Genomic DNA, 18,029 nt, shown 5'->3' on the forward strand with positions numbered 1-18,029 from the left:
CTTTTTTAGTATATAACTTTATAAATGTAACAATCGATTAGTTTACATAATAGTATTATTGACTACCATCTTTGCTTGGAGCAAAACTTATTTGTTTTCCATCAGACCAAATACGTTCTAAATCATAAAACATTCTATCATCCTTACTAAAAATATGAATAATAACATCATTGTAATCTAGTAATATCCAACTTGCAGAATTATACCCTTCAACATGTTTAGGCACAAAACCTTCTTTGTCTAACTGTTCTTCTGTATTATCGATTAAAGCTTTTACGTGGTTAGGGTTGTTACCGTGTGCTATGATGAAATAATCTGCCATAACAGTTACATCTCTTATATCCAATACCTTAATATCAACCGCTTGTTTATCATCTAGTGCTTTATAAATAATTTCAACCATCTTTAATGCATCATCTTTTGACATAGATTTAATTTCCTTTCAATTTACTTTTTGAGTTTGTTATAGAACAAAAATGTTTCTAATGTTCTAGGATCTATTGTACTTTTTTTATTATCTAAATATTCTAATGTATCTTTTAAGATTTCTAATAGTGCATCGTCGAGCGATTTATTAGCCAAATTTCTAATGCAGTTAATTCGAGGTAATGGCATTCGATTGGGTTCAATATAATCAGCGATATAAATGATTTTATCTAATTCTGTCATATTAGGTTTCCCAGTAGTATGACATTCAATTGCACGGAGTATTTCTTCATCAATAACACCATACACTTCTTTTGCAATAACTGGACCTAATTTTGCATGTAATAAATCCGGACTGTCTATCTCAGCTTGAGTTGTTAAAATTAAATGCTTTTTTGTAAGCTCATCTTGCTTTTTACGGCTAATTCCTTTTGCACAATCATGAAGCAACCCTGCAATAAAGGCCTTTTCAACATCAACACCATGTTGCAACGCTAATTTTACGGCAACTTCTACTACAGATAAGGAGTGTAAATATTTCTTTTCAGACAAGCTTATTTTTAGCTTTTTTTTTGCATCGTCTATCGACATATTTATAAAATTTGAAATTCTATAAAGATTATTCGTTATAATGTATTGCTCAACTGAAGTCGGAACCATATCACCAATTGAAAAACCATTGCTCATTAGTTGCCTTATTCTAGATGATGATATATCCATTTTGGGCATATTTATTGTTGAAATATTGACTTGATGATTGTCCTTTAAGTTAGCAATTTGCTCATCTGTTTTATGCTCAAATCCTGGTCTATTGATGACTAGAAAATTAGCAATTTTAAAAAGTTCCGCTGGTTTATACCAGTTAGTCAAATTCATCAAAGAATCTGCACCTATAATTAAGGTATATTTATTTTCAGGATTCTCTTTGATCAATGCCTTAAGAGTTTCTACTGTGTACGAATTACCACTACGACTAATTTCAATATCAGAAATAGAAAAATAATCATACTCTTTTATAGCCAGCATGCACATATTCCATCTATGAATTTTATCTACTATACAGCGATCATTTGCTTTATGTGGAGGCTCTCCAGTTGGAATAAATAACACTTCATCATAGTTTCCAGTAGCATATACATATTTGGCCATTGATAGATGTGCTAGGTGTATAGGATTAAAGGTACCACCTAATATTGCAATATTCTTCATTTAACCATCCTTTCCATTTGTTGAAAGGGTTTTTATTATTAGTAATTAGAAAAACGGCAGATAAGTAAAGTTTGAACTTATTTCAATCGTTTTTTTTCTAGAGGTAATTCAATCGTTTTATTGTCTTTTGATGGTCTGTATAAAACAATTTTTCGCCCTATTTGCTGTACAACATCTGAACGGGTTCTTTCTGCAAGAATATATGAGATTTCTTTCGGATCTTCTATGCAGTTTTTTAGAACATTGATCTTGATTAATTCTCTTGCCTCAAGAGCATCAGAAATACCTTCTGTTACTTCAGGGCTAAGTCCTGCTTTTCCAATTTGATAAATTGGTTCTATTAAATTAGCTAAGCCACGTAAATAAGCCCTTTGTTTACTTGTTATCATAGGTTTCTCCTTATCTATAATATTCAAACTCAAGATAATACATTTTAACTGTATCGCCTTCTTCAATGCCAAGTGCTTCTAATTCATCAATAATTCCATTCGTTTTCAAGTAATTTTGGAAGAAGCTTAAGCCTTTCTCACTGTCTAAGTTTGTATATCCTAACATTTTTTCTACGCTTTTACCTATAATGTTAAATACCCCATCTTCTAGTTTTTCAACAGTAATAGGATCATCCGCAACTCTTTGAGCATTTGCAAAATACTCAGGTTCATATACGATTATATCAACATCAATAGTATCTAATAATTTTTTTATGTGAAACAACAACTCTTTGATGCCTTGTCCAGTTACTGCTGAGATTGGGAATACTTTTACATCTTCAGTTTCAAAATTATCAATGATACGTTTGAGATTTTCCTCACCATACATGGCATCAATTTTATTTGCTACAATTACCTGTGGCTTCAGTAACAAATCTTCATTAAAATTTTTCAACTCTAAATTAATTTTGTTAATGTCATCAATTGGGTCTCGACCTTCAATACCAGCAACATCTACAATATGCACTAAAACTTTTGTTCTTTCTATATGTCTTAAAAATTCATGCCCTAAGCCAATACCTTCTGCAGCACCTTCAATTAAACCAGGAATATCAGCCATTACAAAGCCTTCTCCATGACCCATATCAACTACACCAAGGTTTGGATTTAGAGTTGTAAAATGATAGTTTGCTATTTTAGGTTTAGCATTTGATACTCTAGATAATAATGTTGATTTTCCAACATTAGGAAAGCCAACTAGTCCAACATCTGCAATAGATTTAAGTTCTAAAATAACATGTAATTCCCGACCTGATTGGCCCGGTTGAGCGTATTTTGGTATTTGCATTGTTGGAGTAGCATAGTGCTGATTGCCTTTCCCTCCACGACCACCTCGAAGGATTACTTCTTTGGAGTCAGGATATGCCATGTCCACAATTATCTTACCGCTTTCAGCTTCTTTAATTATTGTCCCTCTTGGAACCTTAATTATCAAATCTGAAGCATCTTTTCCATGGCAATGGTTTCCCATACCACCTTCACCGTTACCGGCTTTATAATGCTTCTGATGTCTAAAATCATACAATGTATTAGTGGAATCGTCTACAACGAAAATGATACTTCCACCCTTTCCACCATCACCACCATCAGGTCCACCATTTGGAATGTATTTTTCACGCCTAAAGCTTACACAACCATTTCCACCACTACCTGATTTAATAAATATTTTAACTTGATCAACAAAAATCATTCGGGATCACACTTTCCTTATTTAAACTGATACGCAATCATTTAACGTATCGGGATTGGTAAAATACTTTCTTGCGATATACAACCTAAGACATATGGCTACTAACTTTCATTTACATGATTTCATTTTATTTGGTGAAGGCCATGTCATGAAAGTTTCTTAGTGAATAAAAAAGTTTCAAATGATAGACATTTGAAACTTTTATCTTCTAATACAATCATTTCCATAATTTAATTATTAATTCATATAATTATGATTATTTCAGTTGAAATTACTCAGCCTTAGGATGAACAGAAACTTGCTTTTTATCTCTGCCTTTTCTTTCAAACTTAACAACTCCATCAACTAATGCAAAAAGAGTATCGTCTCCACCTCTACCTACATTCGTTCCTGGATGAATTTTAGTTCCACGTTGTCTATATAAAATATTTCCAGCTAAAACAAATTGTCCGTCTGCTCTTTTGGCACCTAATCTCTTAGATTCTGAGTCTCTACCGTTTCTAGTAGAACCTACTCCTTTTTTATGAGCAAACAATTGAAGGTTCATTCTTAACATGGTTTACACCTCCTCGTTCGTTATATCTATATTATTGCAGTACTGTAGTTTTATTTCTTGTATACCTAAATTAAAAGCATTTAATAAGAGCTTACTTTCATCACTAATATTTGAAATGAGTTGAAAATGTAAAAAACCATCATCTTCTCTCACGGTACAATCAAATACATCCTTGGTAAAAGCTTCTATTGAATTGACGGTATTGATAGCTAACACAGATACAGAAGCACAAACAATGTCCTTTCCATAATCGCCATAGTTAGCATGACCTGACATTTCAAATCCTATTAATTGATCTTTTTTTAATAATAAAGTCACCTTTATCATAATTATGCATTAATCTTTTCGATTGTAACTTCTGTAAATGGTTGTCTATGACCTTGTTTCTTGTGGTAAGTAGTTTTTGGTTTGTATTTGTAAATAACAATCTTTCTACCTTTACCAACTCTAGCTACTTTACCAGTAACTGTAGCATTAGCAAGTAATGGGCTTCCTACTTTCAAACCATTTTCATTAGATATCATTAAGACTTGATCAAAAGTTACTGCTTCGCCATCTTCTAGGCCTAACTTCTCAACTCTAACAACATCTCCTTCAGAAACTTTGTATTGTTTTCCACCTGTTATAATAATTGCGTACATATGGGCACCTCCTCATTTTAAGACTCGCCGAAGCTTGGTGGCTTATTAGCACTTAAACCTATTCGCGCGGTTATACCGTCTTTTAGAGTACCATAATTGTTTATATATGTCAAGGGAAACAATAGTTTATTTGTTATTTTAGAATATTGTGATTGTTATGTCATAATATATCTATGTAGTAGATTGATATAAGCAAATTACCATTCTGCAAGATTTGCTTAAGCGAATTTTTCAATGCTCAATATAACAGCAGCTCCAAATAGGAACGCCAACAAAGATGTTATGATTAACATTCCATCATATGGGATGTTGTAAGGTATCAGTACAATGGCAGATGCTATAATAAGACCCAATATAAAACTAACAGTACCTCTACGATGGTTAGCTAAAAAATAACTAGTTAATTTGGCGCTTATAAGTATGCCTAGAATAATACCTATTCCTATAAAAAAAAGTGGTGTAATAATAATCCAATCAAAGGTCAAAACATTAGCTATATAAGATTTGAACAGATAGTACTCACCAATAATAAGCAAAAGCATCGAACCACTGACACCTGGTAAAAGCATAGTACCTCCAGCAATGATTCCGATGAATACTAATTTCATTAAAAGTAAAAGTGAAATTTGCGGAAAAACTTCTACTTGTAGAGCTTGATCTCCTGGATTAAAGTATGTCATTGCAAATACAATTAAAATTCCCAATAGAATTTGAATCCAGGATACTCGGTATCCCTTTAACTCAGTCTTGACCACAGAAGGTATGCTCAACACAATAAGACCAATAAACCAATACAAGGTATGTATGGGGTAATTTGCAAATAACCAATCTATCACTTTAGCAAAAGCAACTAAACCAATAGCTACACCAATTAAAACCTGAAAAATAAAAAAAATATCATTTTTTCGTTGTGGATTATTTAGTTTAAAAATCCTAGATAAACTTTCAATAATTTTATCAAACAGGCCTAAAATAACCATTATTGTTCCACCACTGACACCGGGAATAATATTTGCAATGCCTACTGCCATTCCACCAATTATATTTTTAATCATATATATTTCCTCTTTTATTGTAATTAAGTATTTCTAACTCTATTCCTGTTATATTTAAAATATATCAAAAAAAAATTAGTTTTTTGCTTTTTCCATGTTATCATATCCCTTCTATAATTGCAATTCCTAATCTGAATGCAAATAAATATTATAATAAGCTTACTGATTTGTAAAATTAATTATTCATGACGAATAATACGAGGTTAATTAACTAATAATAACAATTGAGGAGGTGATTTCATGGAAGATAATAAAAGCGGTTCAAGAGATAACAATAATAATAACAACAATTCTTTAAACAACAATAAGAACGTGAATAACAAAAACAACAACAATAAAAACAATAAAAACAACAACGATAACAATAGAAACAATAATAATTAATATTATAAAGTTAGCTAATCATGATATTATGTTTGATTCTTTAGATATTAAAATAATTTACAGCAAAAATGAAATGAGCAGTTTATCAACGTTAAATGATGATAAACTGCTCATTTTTTTTATTCAACTATTTTTAGCTTTGAATCTTTTTTGACTACTTAATCACACCCGTTGATTTAAAATCAATGCTAATCAGTAGTATTGCTAAGTGGTAGCAACTGTTGGTTTTACTTCCTTTCACCCAAAGAAGCACGCAAATCATGTCCTGTTGGCTTTTGAAAAACGCGAAGGCCAAAATGAGGTATGATAGCTAATATATGATCAAAAATATCTGATTGGATTCTTTCATATGCTTCCCATTCAATTTCATTCGTGAATGCATATACTTCTAAAGGTATACCATGTTCTACCGGTGGTAACAGCCTTACCATTTGAACCATGTTGCTATGTAGCTTAGCATGGTTATAGAGATAATTTTGTAGATAGATTCTAAATACACCTATATTTGTAAGATGTCTACCATTTATGATCGTAGATGTATCAATGTCATGTTCTAAATTATAAATTTCAACCTCGATTTCTTGTTTTTGAATATATTCAGTTAAATAATGGATTTTCTTAAATTCTTTCAATAACTCCTCGGTACAAAACGTTATACTGGTAATATCAATAAAGATAGAGCGTTTGATTCTTCTACCCCCTGATTGAGTCATACCACGCCAATTTTTAAAGGAATCGGAAACAAGTACATAGGTTGGAATTGTTGTAATGGTTTTATCAAAATTCTCAACCTTAACGGTATTAAGGGATATATCAATAACATCTCCATCAGCACCATATTTAGGCATTTCTATCCAGTCACCTATCCGAATCATATCGTTAGATGATAGTTGAATTCCTGCAACAAGTCCAAGCAAAGAATCTTTAAATATGAGGATCAAAACTGCTGATAAGGCACCAATACCGCTGAGTATTAGTACTGGATTTCTTCCCGTGATCATAGCAATGATAACGATACCCGCAATAATGTAAACAAAGATCTTAACAACCTGTAAGTACCCCTTAATTGGCTTATGTTTTGAAGTTTCATAGGTTCGATAGATATCATCTATCGAATTTAATAACGCATCAACAGACAAAGCCCCCGTTATTATGATATAAATCGTTGCTAAATTCTGTATTGTAATTGCTATTTGAGTTGAGAATACGTGTGCATAAGAATAAACGACAAGAGCTGGTACAATACGAGAGAGCTTTTTAAAGACTCCACTTCTAATAATCGCATCATCCCACTTGAACATATTATGCATCATTACGCGTGAAAGAAATTTTAAAACGATTTTATTTGTAATAAGACTCGCTATAATACAAGAGAGAATAATGCATAAAATTGTTACTGCTATAGCAAGATAGCCAGATACAGCCGCGTCTACACCGTATGCGATAATCCATTTAGTAATTTCTTGAATCATAGGATACCTCCTTTAAATCTTAATCTCATGATTTCCTATAATGATGGAAATTTAAGATTTTTAAATTTATCATATATATTTTTATCTACCTTTTTTCTAGTGACTTCAACTAAACCTAGCGGAGTCATATCAACTAAGGTAGTTTTTATACGATCCTCTAAAAATAATGATTCCAGCAAAGTAAGTAGCTGGGTTTTATGCTCTTCATCCTGCATATCAATAAAGTCAATAATAATAATTCCAGAGAGGTTTCGAAGTCTGATTTGTCTAGAAATTTCCTTAGCTGATTCTAAGTTAATTGCAAATACTGTCTCTTCAAAATTCTTTTTGCCAACGGATTTCGAGGTGTTTACATCTATAACAATCAAAGCCTCCGTAGGCTGAATAAATAAGTTGGCTCCAGAATTAAGCCAAACCTTTTCTTGAAGGGCTTTCTCAATTTTCGAATGAAAGCCCAAAAGCTGATATAGATTACAACTAGCGTCGGTACGAAGCTCAAAACGTTCAGAAATATTGTTGTAATAGTCATCATTAAAATAGTCTTTGGCACTATTATATATAGCTTCATCATCAAATAAATATACATCTACATTGTTCTTATATAGATCTCTTATTAGTCTAATGTAATTTTCAGGTTCCTTATAAACACATTGATAGCTTTTTCTGAATTTTCCAACCTCAAGAAGTCTATTGAAGATAGCAATAAGCATATCACGTTCTTTAATAAGGTCCTCTTCAGCAACATCAACAGCATTCGTACGAATAATAAACCCATAGTCATCATTGATCGCATTGCTATAAATTTCTTTTAGTCGGTAGCGTTCTTGAACTTTTTTAACTTTAGAGGAAATTCCAACAAAATTTTTCTTGTAAGTTAATACTGAATATCTTCCTGTTAGATTTATCATACTAGTGGCAGTTGCAGCCTTTGACATATAATAATCTTTGGTTATTTGTATTAACAATTCATCTCCAACTTTAGGAGAATCTAAGGTTGGTTTATTGTTTGTATAAATAAAGTGTTGTCCTTCCTCTATTTGAAGAAAAACATCCTTTTCTAATCCAATATTAACAAAGGTAGCATTTATTCCTTTCACTACATTAGAGACCTTACCTATGTATATATTCCCTATGATTGAGTGATCATTGATTTGTTCAGGATGAAGTTCAATCATTTGATCTTTTTGATCTAATAAAGCACAATATACAATGTTATTTTCTAACGTGGTAATAAATCGATTGCCCATAAACTCACATCCATTTCTAAGTTGTTATATGTTTTGTTCGCATTCAAGTGAAGCTTCGTTGCATGTTAAAAAACAGGCTCTACAGGGACAGACAATGGTATAAACGCACTATCACTATGATATAGTTCTTCACGATGAACCTTATAGTTAAAAGGGTCATAAGAAGCACCAATAAACTCCGATAAAGAACTAAATACTGCATCGGGCTTGACATTAAGAGTACTACCAGTAGCTAAGGTCATAATAATTTTGTTATCATTGATTACTATGTTATAAATACCCGGTTTAATATCAAAATCGTTGATTTTACCCTTTTTGTTCTTCTTTTTGATAACAATGCTGTCTTGAAGCGCAAAGTTAGCAATATTTTCCTCTGTTAACACACATTCTTCCTGCAGTACACTATACTTTGCTGCAGAAACAGATGCCATTGCAGATGGCTCATGATCATCTATAACAATAGCTGCTTCAATTTTTAATCCATTTGGACAACAGGCATTCACATGATCAATAATCATTTGTGTGTCCATATTTTGAACTAACTTCATATCTAAGTACTCGCCACTGCTGGTAACTCCAACAGCTAATGGTGCCGCAATAGAAAATATTTGATGAGGGTTAAAACCTTCTGAGTATGCTATTGGTAACTCTGCTTGTCTGAATATTTTTTGAAAAGTACGCATCAAGTCAAGATGCCCAATGAATTTTAATGTCCCAGTTTTAGAAAATTTCAATCTAACTTTCATAACAAATACCTCCTCCAAATACCTGTGCACCACAAGTTGAACAAGATAGCGAGCAATTTGGGGTTGTACTTCCTTGGAGTGCTTTATTATATTCGTCTAATAAAAATTCTTTAGAAACACCAATATCAATAAAATCCCATGGGAGTACTTCATCTAGCGAACGTTCTCTTGATGCATAAAAGCTAGGATCAATTTCACATTTTTCAAAGGCTTGTTCCCAAACAGAATATTTAAAATGCTCAGACCAAGCATCATATTTAGCGCCTAGTTTATAAGCTTCATAAATAACCTTACCTACTCGGCGGTCTCCTCTTGCCATAACACCCTCTAATACACTTGTCTTAGCATCATGAGAATTAAATTTAATATGTTTTTTGTTAATCGTTCTATTCAAAAGAGTCTGCTTTTCCTTAAATTGTTCCATCGTATCTTGGGCTACCCATTGGAAAGGAGTAAAAGGTTTTGGTACAAAGAAGGAAGTGCTTGTAACAATTTCAACTCTAGTACGTCGTAGCTCTTTAGGAAGCTCATAATATTTTTCAACAATCTTATGAGAAAGATGCGCAATTGCTTCAACATCTTCTAATTCTTCTGTGGGCAAGCCCAACATAAAGTATAATTTTACTCTTGTCCATCCGCTCTCAAAGGCTTCTTTTGAGCCCTTTAAGATGTCTTCCTCGGAAATTCCCTTATTAATGACATCTCTAAGTCTTTGAGAACCAGCCTCAGGAGCAAAGGTTAAACTGCTTTTTCTCACATCTTGAACCTTACTCATAAGTTCTAGTGAAAATGCATCAATCCTTAGGGATGGCAGAGATAGATTTACATGTTGATCATGGCTTATATTATCAATGATGTGCTCAGAAAGCTCATGAAGCGGCTTATAATCACTTGAGCTTAAGGATACTAAGGATATTTCCTCATGACCAGTAGCTTTTATTAAATTAACCGCTTGCTCCTTTAGCTTGTCCACATCCTTTTCTCTAACAGGTCTATATACAATACCGGCTTGACAGAATCTACATCCTCTCATACAGCCTCTAAAGAGCTCTAAAACAACTCGATCATGAACTACCTGCATATAAGGCACGATTGGCTTAGTTGGATAGGAGGAGTTCGTTAAATCCAGTACTAAATTCTTCTTGATTTTTTCTTTTGCGTTCGGGTGTGTTGAGAGAAAGGATTGAATTGTACCATCTTCCTTGTAAGAAACCTCATAAAATTTAGGAACATAAATACCCTCTATTTTTGCTACAGCTTCTAAATAATCAGCTCTACTCTTTCCAGCTGCTTTCATACTACTATATAAATCCAAAACATCATTAAAATGCACTTCACCTTCTCCGATATAAAAGAAGTCAATAAAATCAGCCAAAGGCTCGGGATTGTAAGTACAAGGTCCACCAGCACATATGATTGGATCATCCTCTCCTCGTTCTGCAGAATAAATGGGAATGTGAGCAAGATCTAAAATACTTAATATATTTGTATATGCCATTTCATATTGGACAGTAAAGCCTAAAAAATCAAATTTCTTAAGTTCATCTTGTGATTCTAAAGCAAAAAGTGGAAGGTTCTTTTCTCTCATAATTTTATCTAAATCAATCCATGGAGAAAAAACCCTTTCACAAAAAGTGTCTTCTCTTTTATTTAAAAAGTCATATAAAATAGATAAGCCTAAATGACTCATACCTATTTCATATACGTCTGGAAAACAGAATGCAAATCTAATATCTACGGAGTTAATATCTTTATAAATACAATTTATTTCATTACCAATATATCTTGCAGGCTTATCTACGCTTAACAAGATTTCATCACTTAGTCTTAGTTCATTCATTATAGTTTCTCCTTAGTAGCAGTATCTCTATTACATCATAATATATTTATCTGGATATAACAAGGCTATTTGCGAATCATTGAGTGCCATTCGATTCCTCATTTGATAAATCCCTATCAATATTCTCTTGATTAACAATTGGTATTTCTTCAATTGTTTTAGGTTCTAAGTTTTCGCTATTGTCAATTGTGTTATCCTGAACTTCTTCTTTTTGAAGAGTATTTTGCATAGTATCTTCAGTTTGTTTTGGGTTTTCCCTAAAGAAGAATACCTTTTCTTTTAAGGCATTTAAGTCTTCATTATAATACACAACATGATAGATACTGTCAACATTAAAATTGCCAATGGATAAGTCGTACTTTTTCATTAGTAATATAACAAGTAAAAGACCTAGAGCTACAAAAAGTTTTGTATTGAATTTATTTGGAATGTCTGAAGATCTTGGCCTTATAGATTTCTTGCTTTTCCTCTTACCATGCATGCTATTCATAATATCACCCCTTTTACTTTTTTAGATTCCTTCAATATCAACACTATACATCTCTAAAAAATAATTTAATTGAATCAAGTAAGCAACAAATTGAGGACCCTTCATAAGTTGGCCAAACCATGGTGTTTGAAATGAATTCAAATCATCCTTAAGGAGATTATTCACCTTATTAATGTTAATTAGACCTTTTATTGGTGCATACGGATTATCAAGTATTGATTTTAGCAATTGACCTAAAATCGTATTGTATTTTGGGTGATAGGTTTTAGGATAAGGTGATTTCTTTCTGTTAATTACTTCACTTGGTAAATGCTCTTTTAATGCAGATCTGAGCAAACCCTTTTCTATGTTATTCATGTATTTTAAAGACCAAGGAATGTTATATGTATACTCAATAATACGATGGTCTGCATAAGGTACTCTTACCTCAAGACCATTGTACATGCTCATGCGATCTTTCCTTGTAAGGAGTGTAACCATAAACCATTTATAGTTTAAATATGTCAATCTTCTAATTCCCCTATCATAAGGATCCTCATGATCTAAGTATTCTATTTCTTGGATAGTCTTTTTGTATTCACTATAGGCAAAATCTTCAAGATTAAGATGAGAGAGTCCCTCTGATAAAAAAGATTTTCTTACATCCATATGTTTATTCCAAGGAAATCCATCATAATGAATATCAGTAAAATTTCTATACCAAGGATACCCTCCGAAAATTTCATCTGCGCATTCGCCAGATAAAGCTACGGTATGATTCTTTTTAACTCGATTGCAAAAAAGCAGTAAAGAAGAATCTATATCAGCCATGCCAGGATAATCATTTGCTCTAGTTGCATCCCATAATGCTTCAGCAAGTTCATCAATTCCTATTTCAATTCTATTGTGATTTGAATTTATGTATTTACTCACTCTATTTACCCATACGTTGTCATTACTTGGCTGATAGGCATCACCTGCAAAGTACAGATCATTTTCTTCATAATCTATAGAATAGGTGGTTAAAAGCTCCCCTTTTTGCGAACTTAAATACTTAGCTGCGATAGAAGAAATAGCGCTAGAATCTAATCCACCTGATAAAAATGTGCAAATAGGCACATCTGAAATCAATTGGCTCTTAATTGCATCTTCAACTAAAAATGCTACTCGTTCAATTGTTGAACTCTTATTTTCGTTATGTTCACCCGTAATTGGCCTCCAGTATTCTTTTTTAACGAATTTTTTTTCGGTTAGATAAATAAATTCTGCTGGTTTGACTTCATAAATGCCTTTAAATAAACCGCTGCCGTTTATTCTGCTTGGACCTAAGCTAAAGAGCTCTAGTAAACTTGTTTCATTAAAAATTGGCTCAACAAATCGATGCTCAAGCAATGCTTTTATTTCAGAAGCAAAAATGAAGTAACCATTTACTTGAGTATAAAAAAGTGGCTTAACACCTACTCTATCTCTTGCTAAAAACAATGTTTTTGTACGATTTTCCCATATTGCAAAGGCAAAAATACCATTTAAATATTGAAGGCTATCTTCTCCCCACTCAACGTATGCCTTTAGAACTACTTCCGTATCACAATGGGAATCAAAAAAATATCCTTTTTGTATTAATTGCTTTCTAACTTCATCAGTATTGTAAAGTTCTCCATTATACACAAGAGTATATTCATAAATTTCTTTTTTGAATGTCATTGGCTGTATTCCACCAGTAGGATCAATAACGATCAATCGTCTATGACCCAATAGAACTCTTTCATTATAATAATAACCAAATGCATCGGGACCTCTATGTATCAATGCATCCGTCATAGGGTGAATCGTTTCAATTTCCTGCATTAAATTTTCATGATAATTAATAATTCCGGTTATACCACACATTAAATACCCTCCAATTTGTCGATTATTAGCTAAATTTGCGCAACAGTAGGAGTTTAGCCCCTACTGTTGCGGGAAGATTGCACGCCACTAAATAGTGGTGTGCACCTTCCATTTAATTAATTATATGCGAAGAAAATGTCATTTATACTTGATGAATTGAGCCAAGTATGCTAGGATATTTATTAAATCTAACGAACGAATAAACCACATAAAGTGGGATTACAAGCAATACTTGCGTTAGACATATAGTAGTTTACCTATGATTGGGTTTTGAGCTCGTAACAAATGGGTCACGAGTATTCTTTTATAAGCAATAGGAGGTATATAGATGAAAAGTGCATACGACATTTTGTTGGAACGTGGTTTCATTGAACAAACAACACATGAAGAAGAAATTATAGATTTATTTAAGAAGGAAAAGGTTACTTTTTATATTGGCTTTGATCCTACTGCTGATAGCTTAACTGTAGGCCATTTTTTAACAGTAATGGCCATGGCTCATTTACAACAAGCTGGTCATAGACCAATCGTATTAATTGGTGGCGGCACAACAATGGTTGGTGATCCTACTGGTAAATCAGACATGCGTAAGATGATGACAAAAGAAATTATAGAAAATAATGCTGAAAGATTTAAGGAACAGCTTTCAAAGTTTATTGATTTTACGGATGATCGTGCTATTATGGTCAATAATGCAGATTGGCTACTTAATTTAAATTATGTAGAATTTATTCGAGAAATTGGAGTGCATTTTTCAGTAAATAGAATGTTAACAGCTGATTGCTACAAAACAAGATATGAAAAAGGCTTAACCTTCCTTGAATTCAACTACATGCTTATGCAATCCTATGACTTTTTAGAATTAAATAGAAGGTTTGATTGTACAATGCAATTAGGCGGAAATGACCAATGGTCAAATATCCTAGGTGGTGTTGAATTAATACGTAGAAAAGAAAGCAAGCCTGCTTTTGGTATGACCTTTAAGCTATTGACTACAGGTGATGGTAAGAAAATGGGTAAAACTGAAAAAGGTGCTGTCTGGCTAGATCCAGTAAAGACTTCACCCTATGAGTTTTATCAATATTGGAGAAATACAGAGGATGTTAAGGTAGCTGAATGTTTAGGACTGCTTACGTTCCTTCCTATGGAAGAGGTTCGAAAATTAAGTGCTCTTGAGGGCGCTGAAATTAACAAAGCCAAAGAAGTATTGGCCTTTGAAATCACAAAAAACATTCATGGTGAAGAAGAAGCATTGAAGGCGATGGACGCTGCCAAAGCTTTGTTTAATGGTGCGGCTTCTGGAGGTTCAATTCCTACTACCCACATGAAATTAGATCAATTTAAAGATGGCATAGATATACTTACTCTATTACAAGAGACAGGACTTATCCCTACTCGATCAGAAGGAAGACGCTTGGTTGAACAAGGTGGTATTAGAATAAATGACATTCAAGTTTCGGATATAAATAGGCTGATAATCCTTAATGATTTTGATGATAAGAAGGAATTAATGATAAAAAAAGGCAAGAAAAGCTTCCATAGAGTTGTTATTTCCTAAATTGGAAGAAAAATATTCGCAAGCAAGAAAATCGGCTACGCAGTGTTAAATAACATTGTTATTTATACACAGAGTTAAAATTCTCGTTACCTTCCTGCCGCTTTTCCAATTGCATATGCAAAACTTTCCTAGTAAGCAAGAAAATCGGCTGCGCCGAGTTAAATAACATTGTTATTTATACGCCGAGTTAAAATTCTCGTTACCTTCCTGCCGCTTTTCCAATTGCATATACAAAACTTTCCTAGTAAGAAAAAAAGAATGACTAAGTCAAGTCATTCTTTTTTTCTTTTCAATATAATTTAAGTACCATAACCATCAACTTGTACAAAAAAAAAGAAACCTCATTTCAAATACACAAGGTTTTTATGAGTGCTTATTAATTTGTTAATTGATCATCACTACGATGGCCAAGCCTGCATTTAGAACAATCAGTAAAAGAAAAAACCCAAATAGATTTCTTGAATTGATTGGCAATAATCTATTGCCAAATTGCTCATCTAAAAAAATATCTTCTTCACCTAAGTCTATGGATTCAAAACTGTTACCTTTGTTTTTCAATGAATCCAAGTTATCATGCAGATACTTAACTGCATTCTCATTCTTATGTGTACTCATCTTAGATCCCCCGATCTCCGATTAAATAATCGTAAAAGCTCGATTAATATAGGTACAATCTGTATAAAAGTTTTGTTACGATTCTTTCTCTATCTCTAGTTATTATATTACAACATGTCTATAGGTTTTACAACAATAATTTAATAAAATATTAACCAATAATTCATACAATATTCATGCTTTTTCCACAAGTGATTAAGAAACTTTTAGGAAGTTTATATATAAAATTTATGGTCTTGCATCAAAACGATAACCAACACCAAAAACAGTCAAAATATAAAGTGGATTTTTGGGATCATCTTCAATCTTTTGACGCAAATTTTTTATATGCGTATCAACCGTTCTGTCAAAGCCATCGAAGTCATCACCCAAGGCGATGCTGATTAATTCATCTCGTGTAAAGGTTTTTTCTGAAAATTTGATGAGTGTTAGTAATATATTGTATTCGTTAGGAGTAAGCTTAATTACCTGACTATTTTTTTGAACCTCTCGTTTTAAAACATTGATCACTAAATCATTATGATTAAACGAGATCACGTTAGAAAGAAATTCCCTATCGGCTGTACATCGCCTTAGAACTGCACCTATTCTTGCCATTAACTGCTTAGGACTAAAAGGTTTTGTTATGTAATCATCTGCTCCAAGGTCTAAACCGTTTAAGATATCTTCCTCAGAAACCTTTGCAGTAAGCATAATAATTGGTACCCTAGAGATGTTTCTAAGCTTATGGCACACATCTTCTCCACTTATATCAGGAAGCATTAAATCTAATACAACTAAGGAAGGCAATTCCTTAGTGAAAATTTCTAAAGCATCCTTCCCATTATAGGCTTTAAAAACGGTATATCCATTATGTATAAGGTAAGATTCTATTACACTTACAATTTTAACTTCATCATCTACGATTAAAATACTCTTTTCCAAACCCATACTGTCACCCCCCCTAAAATATTCCGGTTATTCTTAGCATAACAATTAGTTATGTAGATATGATGAAGAGTTAGTATATTTTATCATATCTATAGTTAAAAATTCAATTATTCCTCTAGTTTATCCCATTCACTTAATATAGCTTCAACTTCTACCGTTGAAATAGTTTGACTTTTTGATTTAATGGCACCTTTTAGACGTGCCAATCCCCCTTCAAATTGATAAATTCTAGTTCCTTCAACTGAAAATTGAATGCGAAATCGTATTTTATCCCATGCGTCTTCTAATTTTCTCATATTTTCAGATGCTACATCCCATTTTTCTTGTACTACATTATCTCTTATTGCTAAAATATATGCAACTACATCTTCATCAGGATTTAATGGTTTCTTGACGATTCCACCAGTGGTCATAATTATGATAAAAATGATTAATGTAACAATGGGTAGTATTAATTTCAAAGTTCTTACCATTACAATCAAAACTCCTTTATTTATTAAGATAATCTTTATATAGGTCAATAAATAGCTCTCCACTCGTATTAATAGTTGCTAAATGGATCTCTTTTGAATGATTGATCTTTCTCTTAGCTAGTTCATCCTTAAGCCATCTTTTATCCAAACCAATTTTCTTTAAATTTTCTTCAATGATCATCCCATATATAATAATCTCGGTAGATACTCCAACATAAGGAGTGCTAATACCTAAATCTTGCGCAGTAACTGTTTCATATTGAGACTTTTTTAGCACCGTTAATTTACCGTTCGTTTCAAGAACAGCAAATTCTACTTGACTAATATCAAAAACATTATTAGACCTTAATTGCTCCAACAAATCTGAAAGGCTGTATCTTAATGATTTCATTTTTTTGTCCATCAGTTTACCATTAACGATTATTAGCTCTGGTTGCCCATTGATATACTCTGACACCAGTGGAAACCTTACTACTATGTGTTGAAGTAAGAACACTAAGAAAGACCATATAAATAATCCCATCCAATGTGACCATGCAGAGCTTGTAAGGTCTGTAGTTAAAGTTGCAGCTATAGAACCGATTGTAATACCAAGTATATATTCAAATAAAGTAAGTTGACTAATTTGTTGCTTACCTAATAATTTAGTAAAGATTAATAAAGTAAAAAACCCAATGACACCTCTGACAATAACCACGAGTCCTTCGTCCATACAACCACCTATTCATTTCATATTTTGAAGTTAGTTTGTAACAAAAGATGTTTTTTTATGCGAATTTTGCAAAAGCTAATTAGATGAAGACTAAGTCAAAGCTTAATTATTTTTAACATTTTAAAT

Annotated in this window: 19 protein-coding genes; 1 reads left to right on the forward strand and 18 read right to left on the reverse strand. The window is 32.5% G+C overall.

The window, feature by feature from the left end; all coding sequences use genetic code 11:
* Positions 1 to 55 precede the first annotated feature (55 nt).
* The 14 genes from rsfS to asnB form a co-directional block, all read right to left on the reverse strand.
* Complete coding sequence (rsfS, locus tag CVU84_04005; protein PKM96127.1) at positions 56 to 403, reverse strand: ribosome silencing factor; 348 nt, start codon at positions 401 to 403, stop codon at positions 56 to 58.
* A gap of 44 nt (positions 404 to 447) precedes the next feature.
* Entirely contained in the window at positions 448 to 1,635 is a 1,188-nt protein-coding gene (locus CVU84_04010) for a hypothetical protein (GenBank protein PKM95972.1), read from the reverse strand.
* Positions 1,636 to 1,712: 77 nt separating this feature from the next.
* On the reverse strand, positions 1,713 to 2,021 hold the full coding sequence (locus CVU84_04015) for a ribosome assembly RNA-binding protein YhbY (GenBank protein ID PKM96128.1): 309 nt from the start codon (positions 2,019 to 2,021) through the stop codon (positions 1,713 to 1,715).
* 13 nt (positions 2,022 to 2,034) lie between these two features.
* A complete protein-coding gene (locus tag CVU84_04020) occupies positions 2,035 to 3,312 on the reverse strand; it encodes a GTPase CgtA (protein PKM96129.1) in 1,278 nt (425 codons plus the stop codon).
* 274 nt (positions 3,313 to 3,586) lie between these two features.
* Complete coding sequence (locus CVU84_04025; protein PKM95973.1) at positions 3,587 to 3,871, reverse strand: 50S ribosomal protein L27; 285 nt, start codon at positions 3,869 to 3,871, stop codon at positions 3,587 to 3,589.
* 3 nt (positions 3,872 to 3,874) lie between these two features.
* Positions 3,875 to 4,198, reverse strand: a complete 324-nt coding sequence (locus CVU84_04030; protein ID PKM95974.1) for a ribosomal-processing cysteine protease Prp — start codon at positions 4,196 to 4,198, stop codon at positions 3,875 to 3,877.
* Between the two features lie 2 nt (positions 4,199 to 4,200).
* Positions 4,201 to 4,512, reverse strand: a complete 312-nt coding sequence (rplU, locus tag CVU84_04035) for a 50S ribosomal protein L21 (GenBank protein PKM95975.1) — start codon at positions 4,510 to 4,512, stop codon at positions 4,201 to 4,203.
* A 218-nt stretch (positions 4,513 to 4,730) separates the two neighbouring features.
* The gene (locus CVU84_04040) at positions 4,731 to 5,567 is read right to left on the reverse strand and encodes a DUF368 domain-containing protein (protein PKM95976.1); all 837 of its coding nucleotides are present in this window, start codon (positions 5,565 to 5,567) and stop codon (positions 4,731 to 4,733) included.
* A 611-nt stretch (positions 5,568 to 6,178) separates the two neighbouring features.
* Complete coding sequence (locus CVU84_04045) at positions 6,179 to 7,423, reverse strand: mechanosensitive ion channel protein MscS (GenBank protein PKM95977.1); 1,245 nt, start codon at positions 7,421 to 7,423, stop codon at positions 6,179 to 6,181.
* Positions 7,424 to 7,458: 35 nt separating this feature from the next.
* Positions 7,459 to 8,670: a ribonuclease E/G gene (locus CVU84_04050; protein ID PKM95978.1), complete on the reverse strand. Its 1,212-nt coding sequence runs from the start codon at positions 8,668 to 8,670 to the stop codon at positions 7,459 to 7,461.
* 65 nt (positions 8,671 to 8,735) lie between these two features.
* Positions 8,736 to 9,416, reverse strand: a complete 681-nt coding sequence (locus CVU84_04055) for a Fe-S oxidoreductase (GenBank protein ID PKM95979.1) — start codon at positions 9,414 to 9,416, stop codon at positions 8,736 to 8,738.
* Positions 9,406 to 11,256, reverse strand: a complete 1,851-nt coding sequence (locus tag CVU84_04060) for a B12-binding domain-containing radical SAM protein (GenBank protein PKM95980.1) — start codon at positions 11,254 to 11,256, stop codon at positions 9,406 to 9,408. The genes CVU84_04055 and CVU84_04060 overlap by 11 nt, the downstream gene beginning before the upstream one ends.
* A 76-nt stretch (positions 11,257 to 11,332) precedes the next feature.
* A complete protein-coding gene (locus tag CVU84_04065) occupies positions 11,333 to 11,746 on the reverse strand; it encodes a hypothetical protein (GenBank protein PKM95981.1) in 414 nt (137 codons plus the stop codon).
* A gap of 21 nt (positions 11,747 to 11,767) precedes the next feature.
* Positions 11,768 to 13,615, reverse strand: coding sequence for an asparagine synthase (glutamine-hydrolyzing) (gene asnB / locus CVU84_04070; protein ID PKM95982.1), 1,848 nt, complete (start codon positions 13,613 to 13,615; stop codon positions 11,768 to 11,770).
* A 328-nt stretch (positions 13,616 to 13,943) separates the two neighbouring features.
* Here asnB and CVU84_04075 point away from each other — a divergent pair, with 328 nt between their 5' ends.
* Positions 13,944 to 15,173: a tyrosine--tRNA ligase gene (locus CVU84_04075; GenBank protein ID PKM95983.1), complete on the forward strand. Its 1,230-nt coding sequence runs from the start codon at positions 13,944 to 13,946 to the stop codon at positions 15,171 to 15,173.
* Positions 15,174 to 15,557: 384 nt separating this feature from the next.
* Here CVU84_04075 and CVU84_04080 read toward each other — a convergent pair whose 3' ends face one another.
* From CVU84_04080 to CVU84_04095, 4 genes are all read right to left on the reverse strand, one after another.
* Positions 15,558 to 15,788, reverse strand: coding sequence for a hypothetical protein (locus CVU84_04080; GenBank protein PKM95984.1), 231 nt, complete (start codon positions 15,786 to 15,788; stop codon positions 15,558 to 15,560).
* A gap of 228 nt (positions 15,789 to 16,016) precedes the next feature.
* Complete coding sequence (locus CVU84_04085) at positions 16,017 to 16,718, reverse strand: DNA-binding response regulator (GenBank protein PKM95985.1); 702 nt, start codon at positions 16,716 to 16,718, stop codon at positions 16,017 to 16,019.
* Positions 16,719 to 16,825: 107 nt separating this feature from the next.
* Entirely contained in the window at positions 16,826 to 17,239 is a 414-nt protein-coding gene (locus tag CVU84_04090; protein PKM95986.1) for a hypothetical protein, read from the reverse strand.
* Positions 17,208 to 17,903, reverse strand: coding sequence for a DUF421 domain-containing protein (locus tag CVU84_04095; protein PKM95987.1), 696 nt, complete (start codon positions 17,901 to 17,903; stop codon positions 17,208 to 17,210). The genes CVU84_04090 and CVU84_04095 overlap by 32 nt, the downstream gene beginning before the upstream one ends.
* Between the last annotated feature and the right edge of the window lie 126 nt (positions 17,904 to 18,029).

Source organism: Firmicutes bacterium HGW-Firmicutes-1 (genome assembly GCA_002841625.1).
Classification (GTDB): domain Bacteria; phylum Bacillota; class Clostridia; order Lachnospirales; family Vallitaleaceae; genus HGW-1.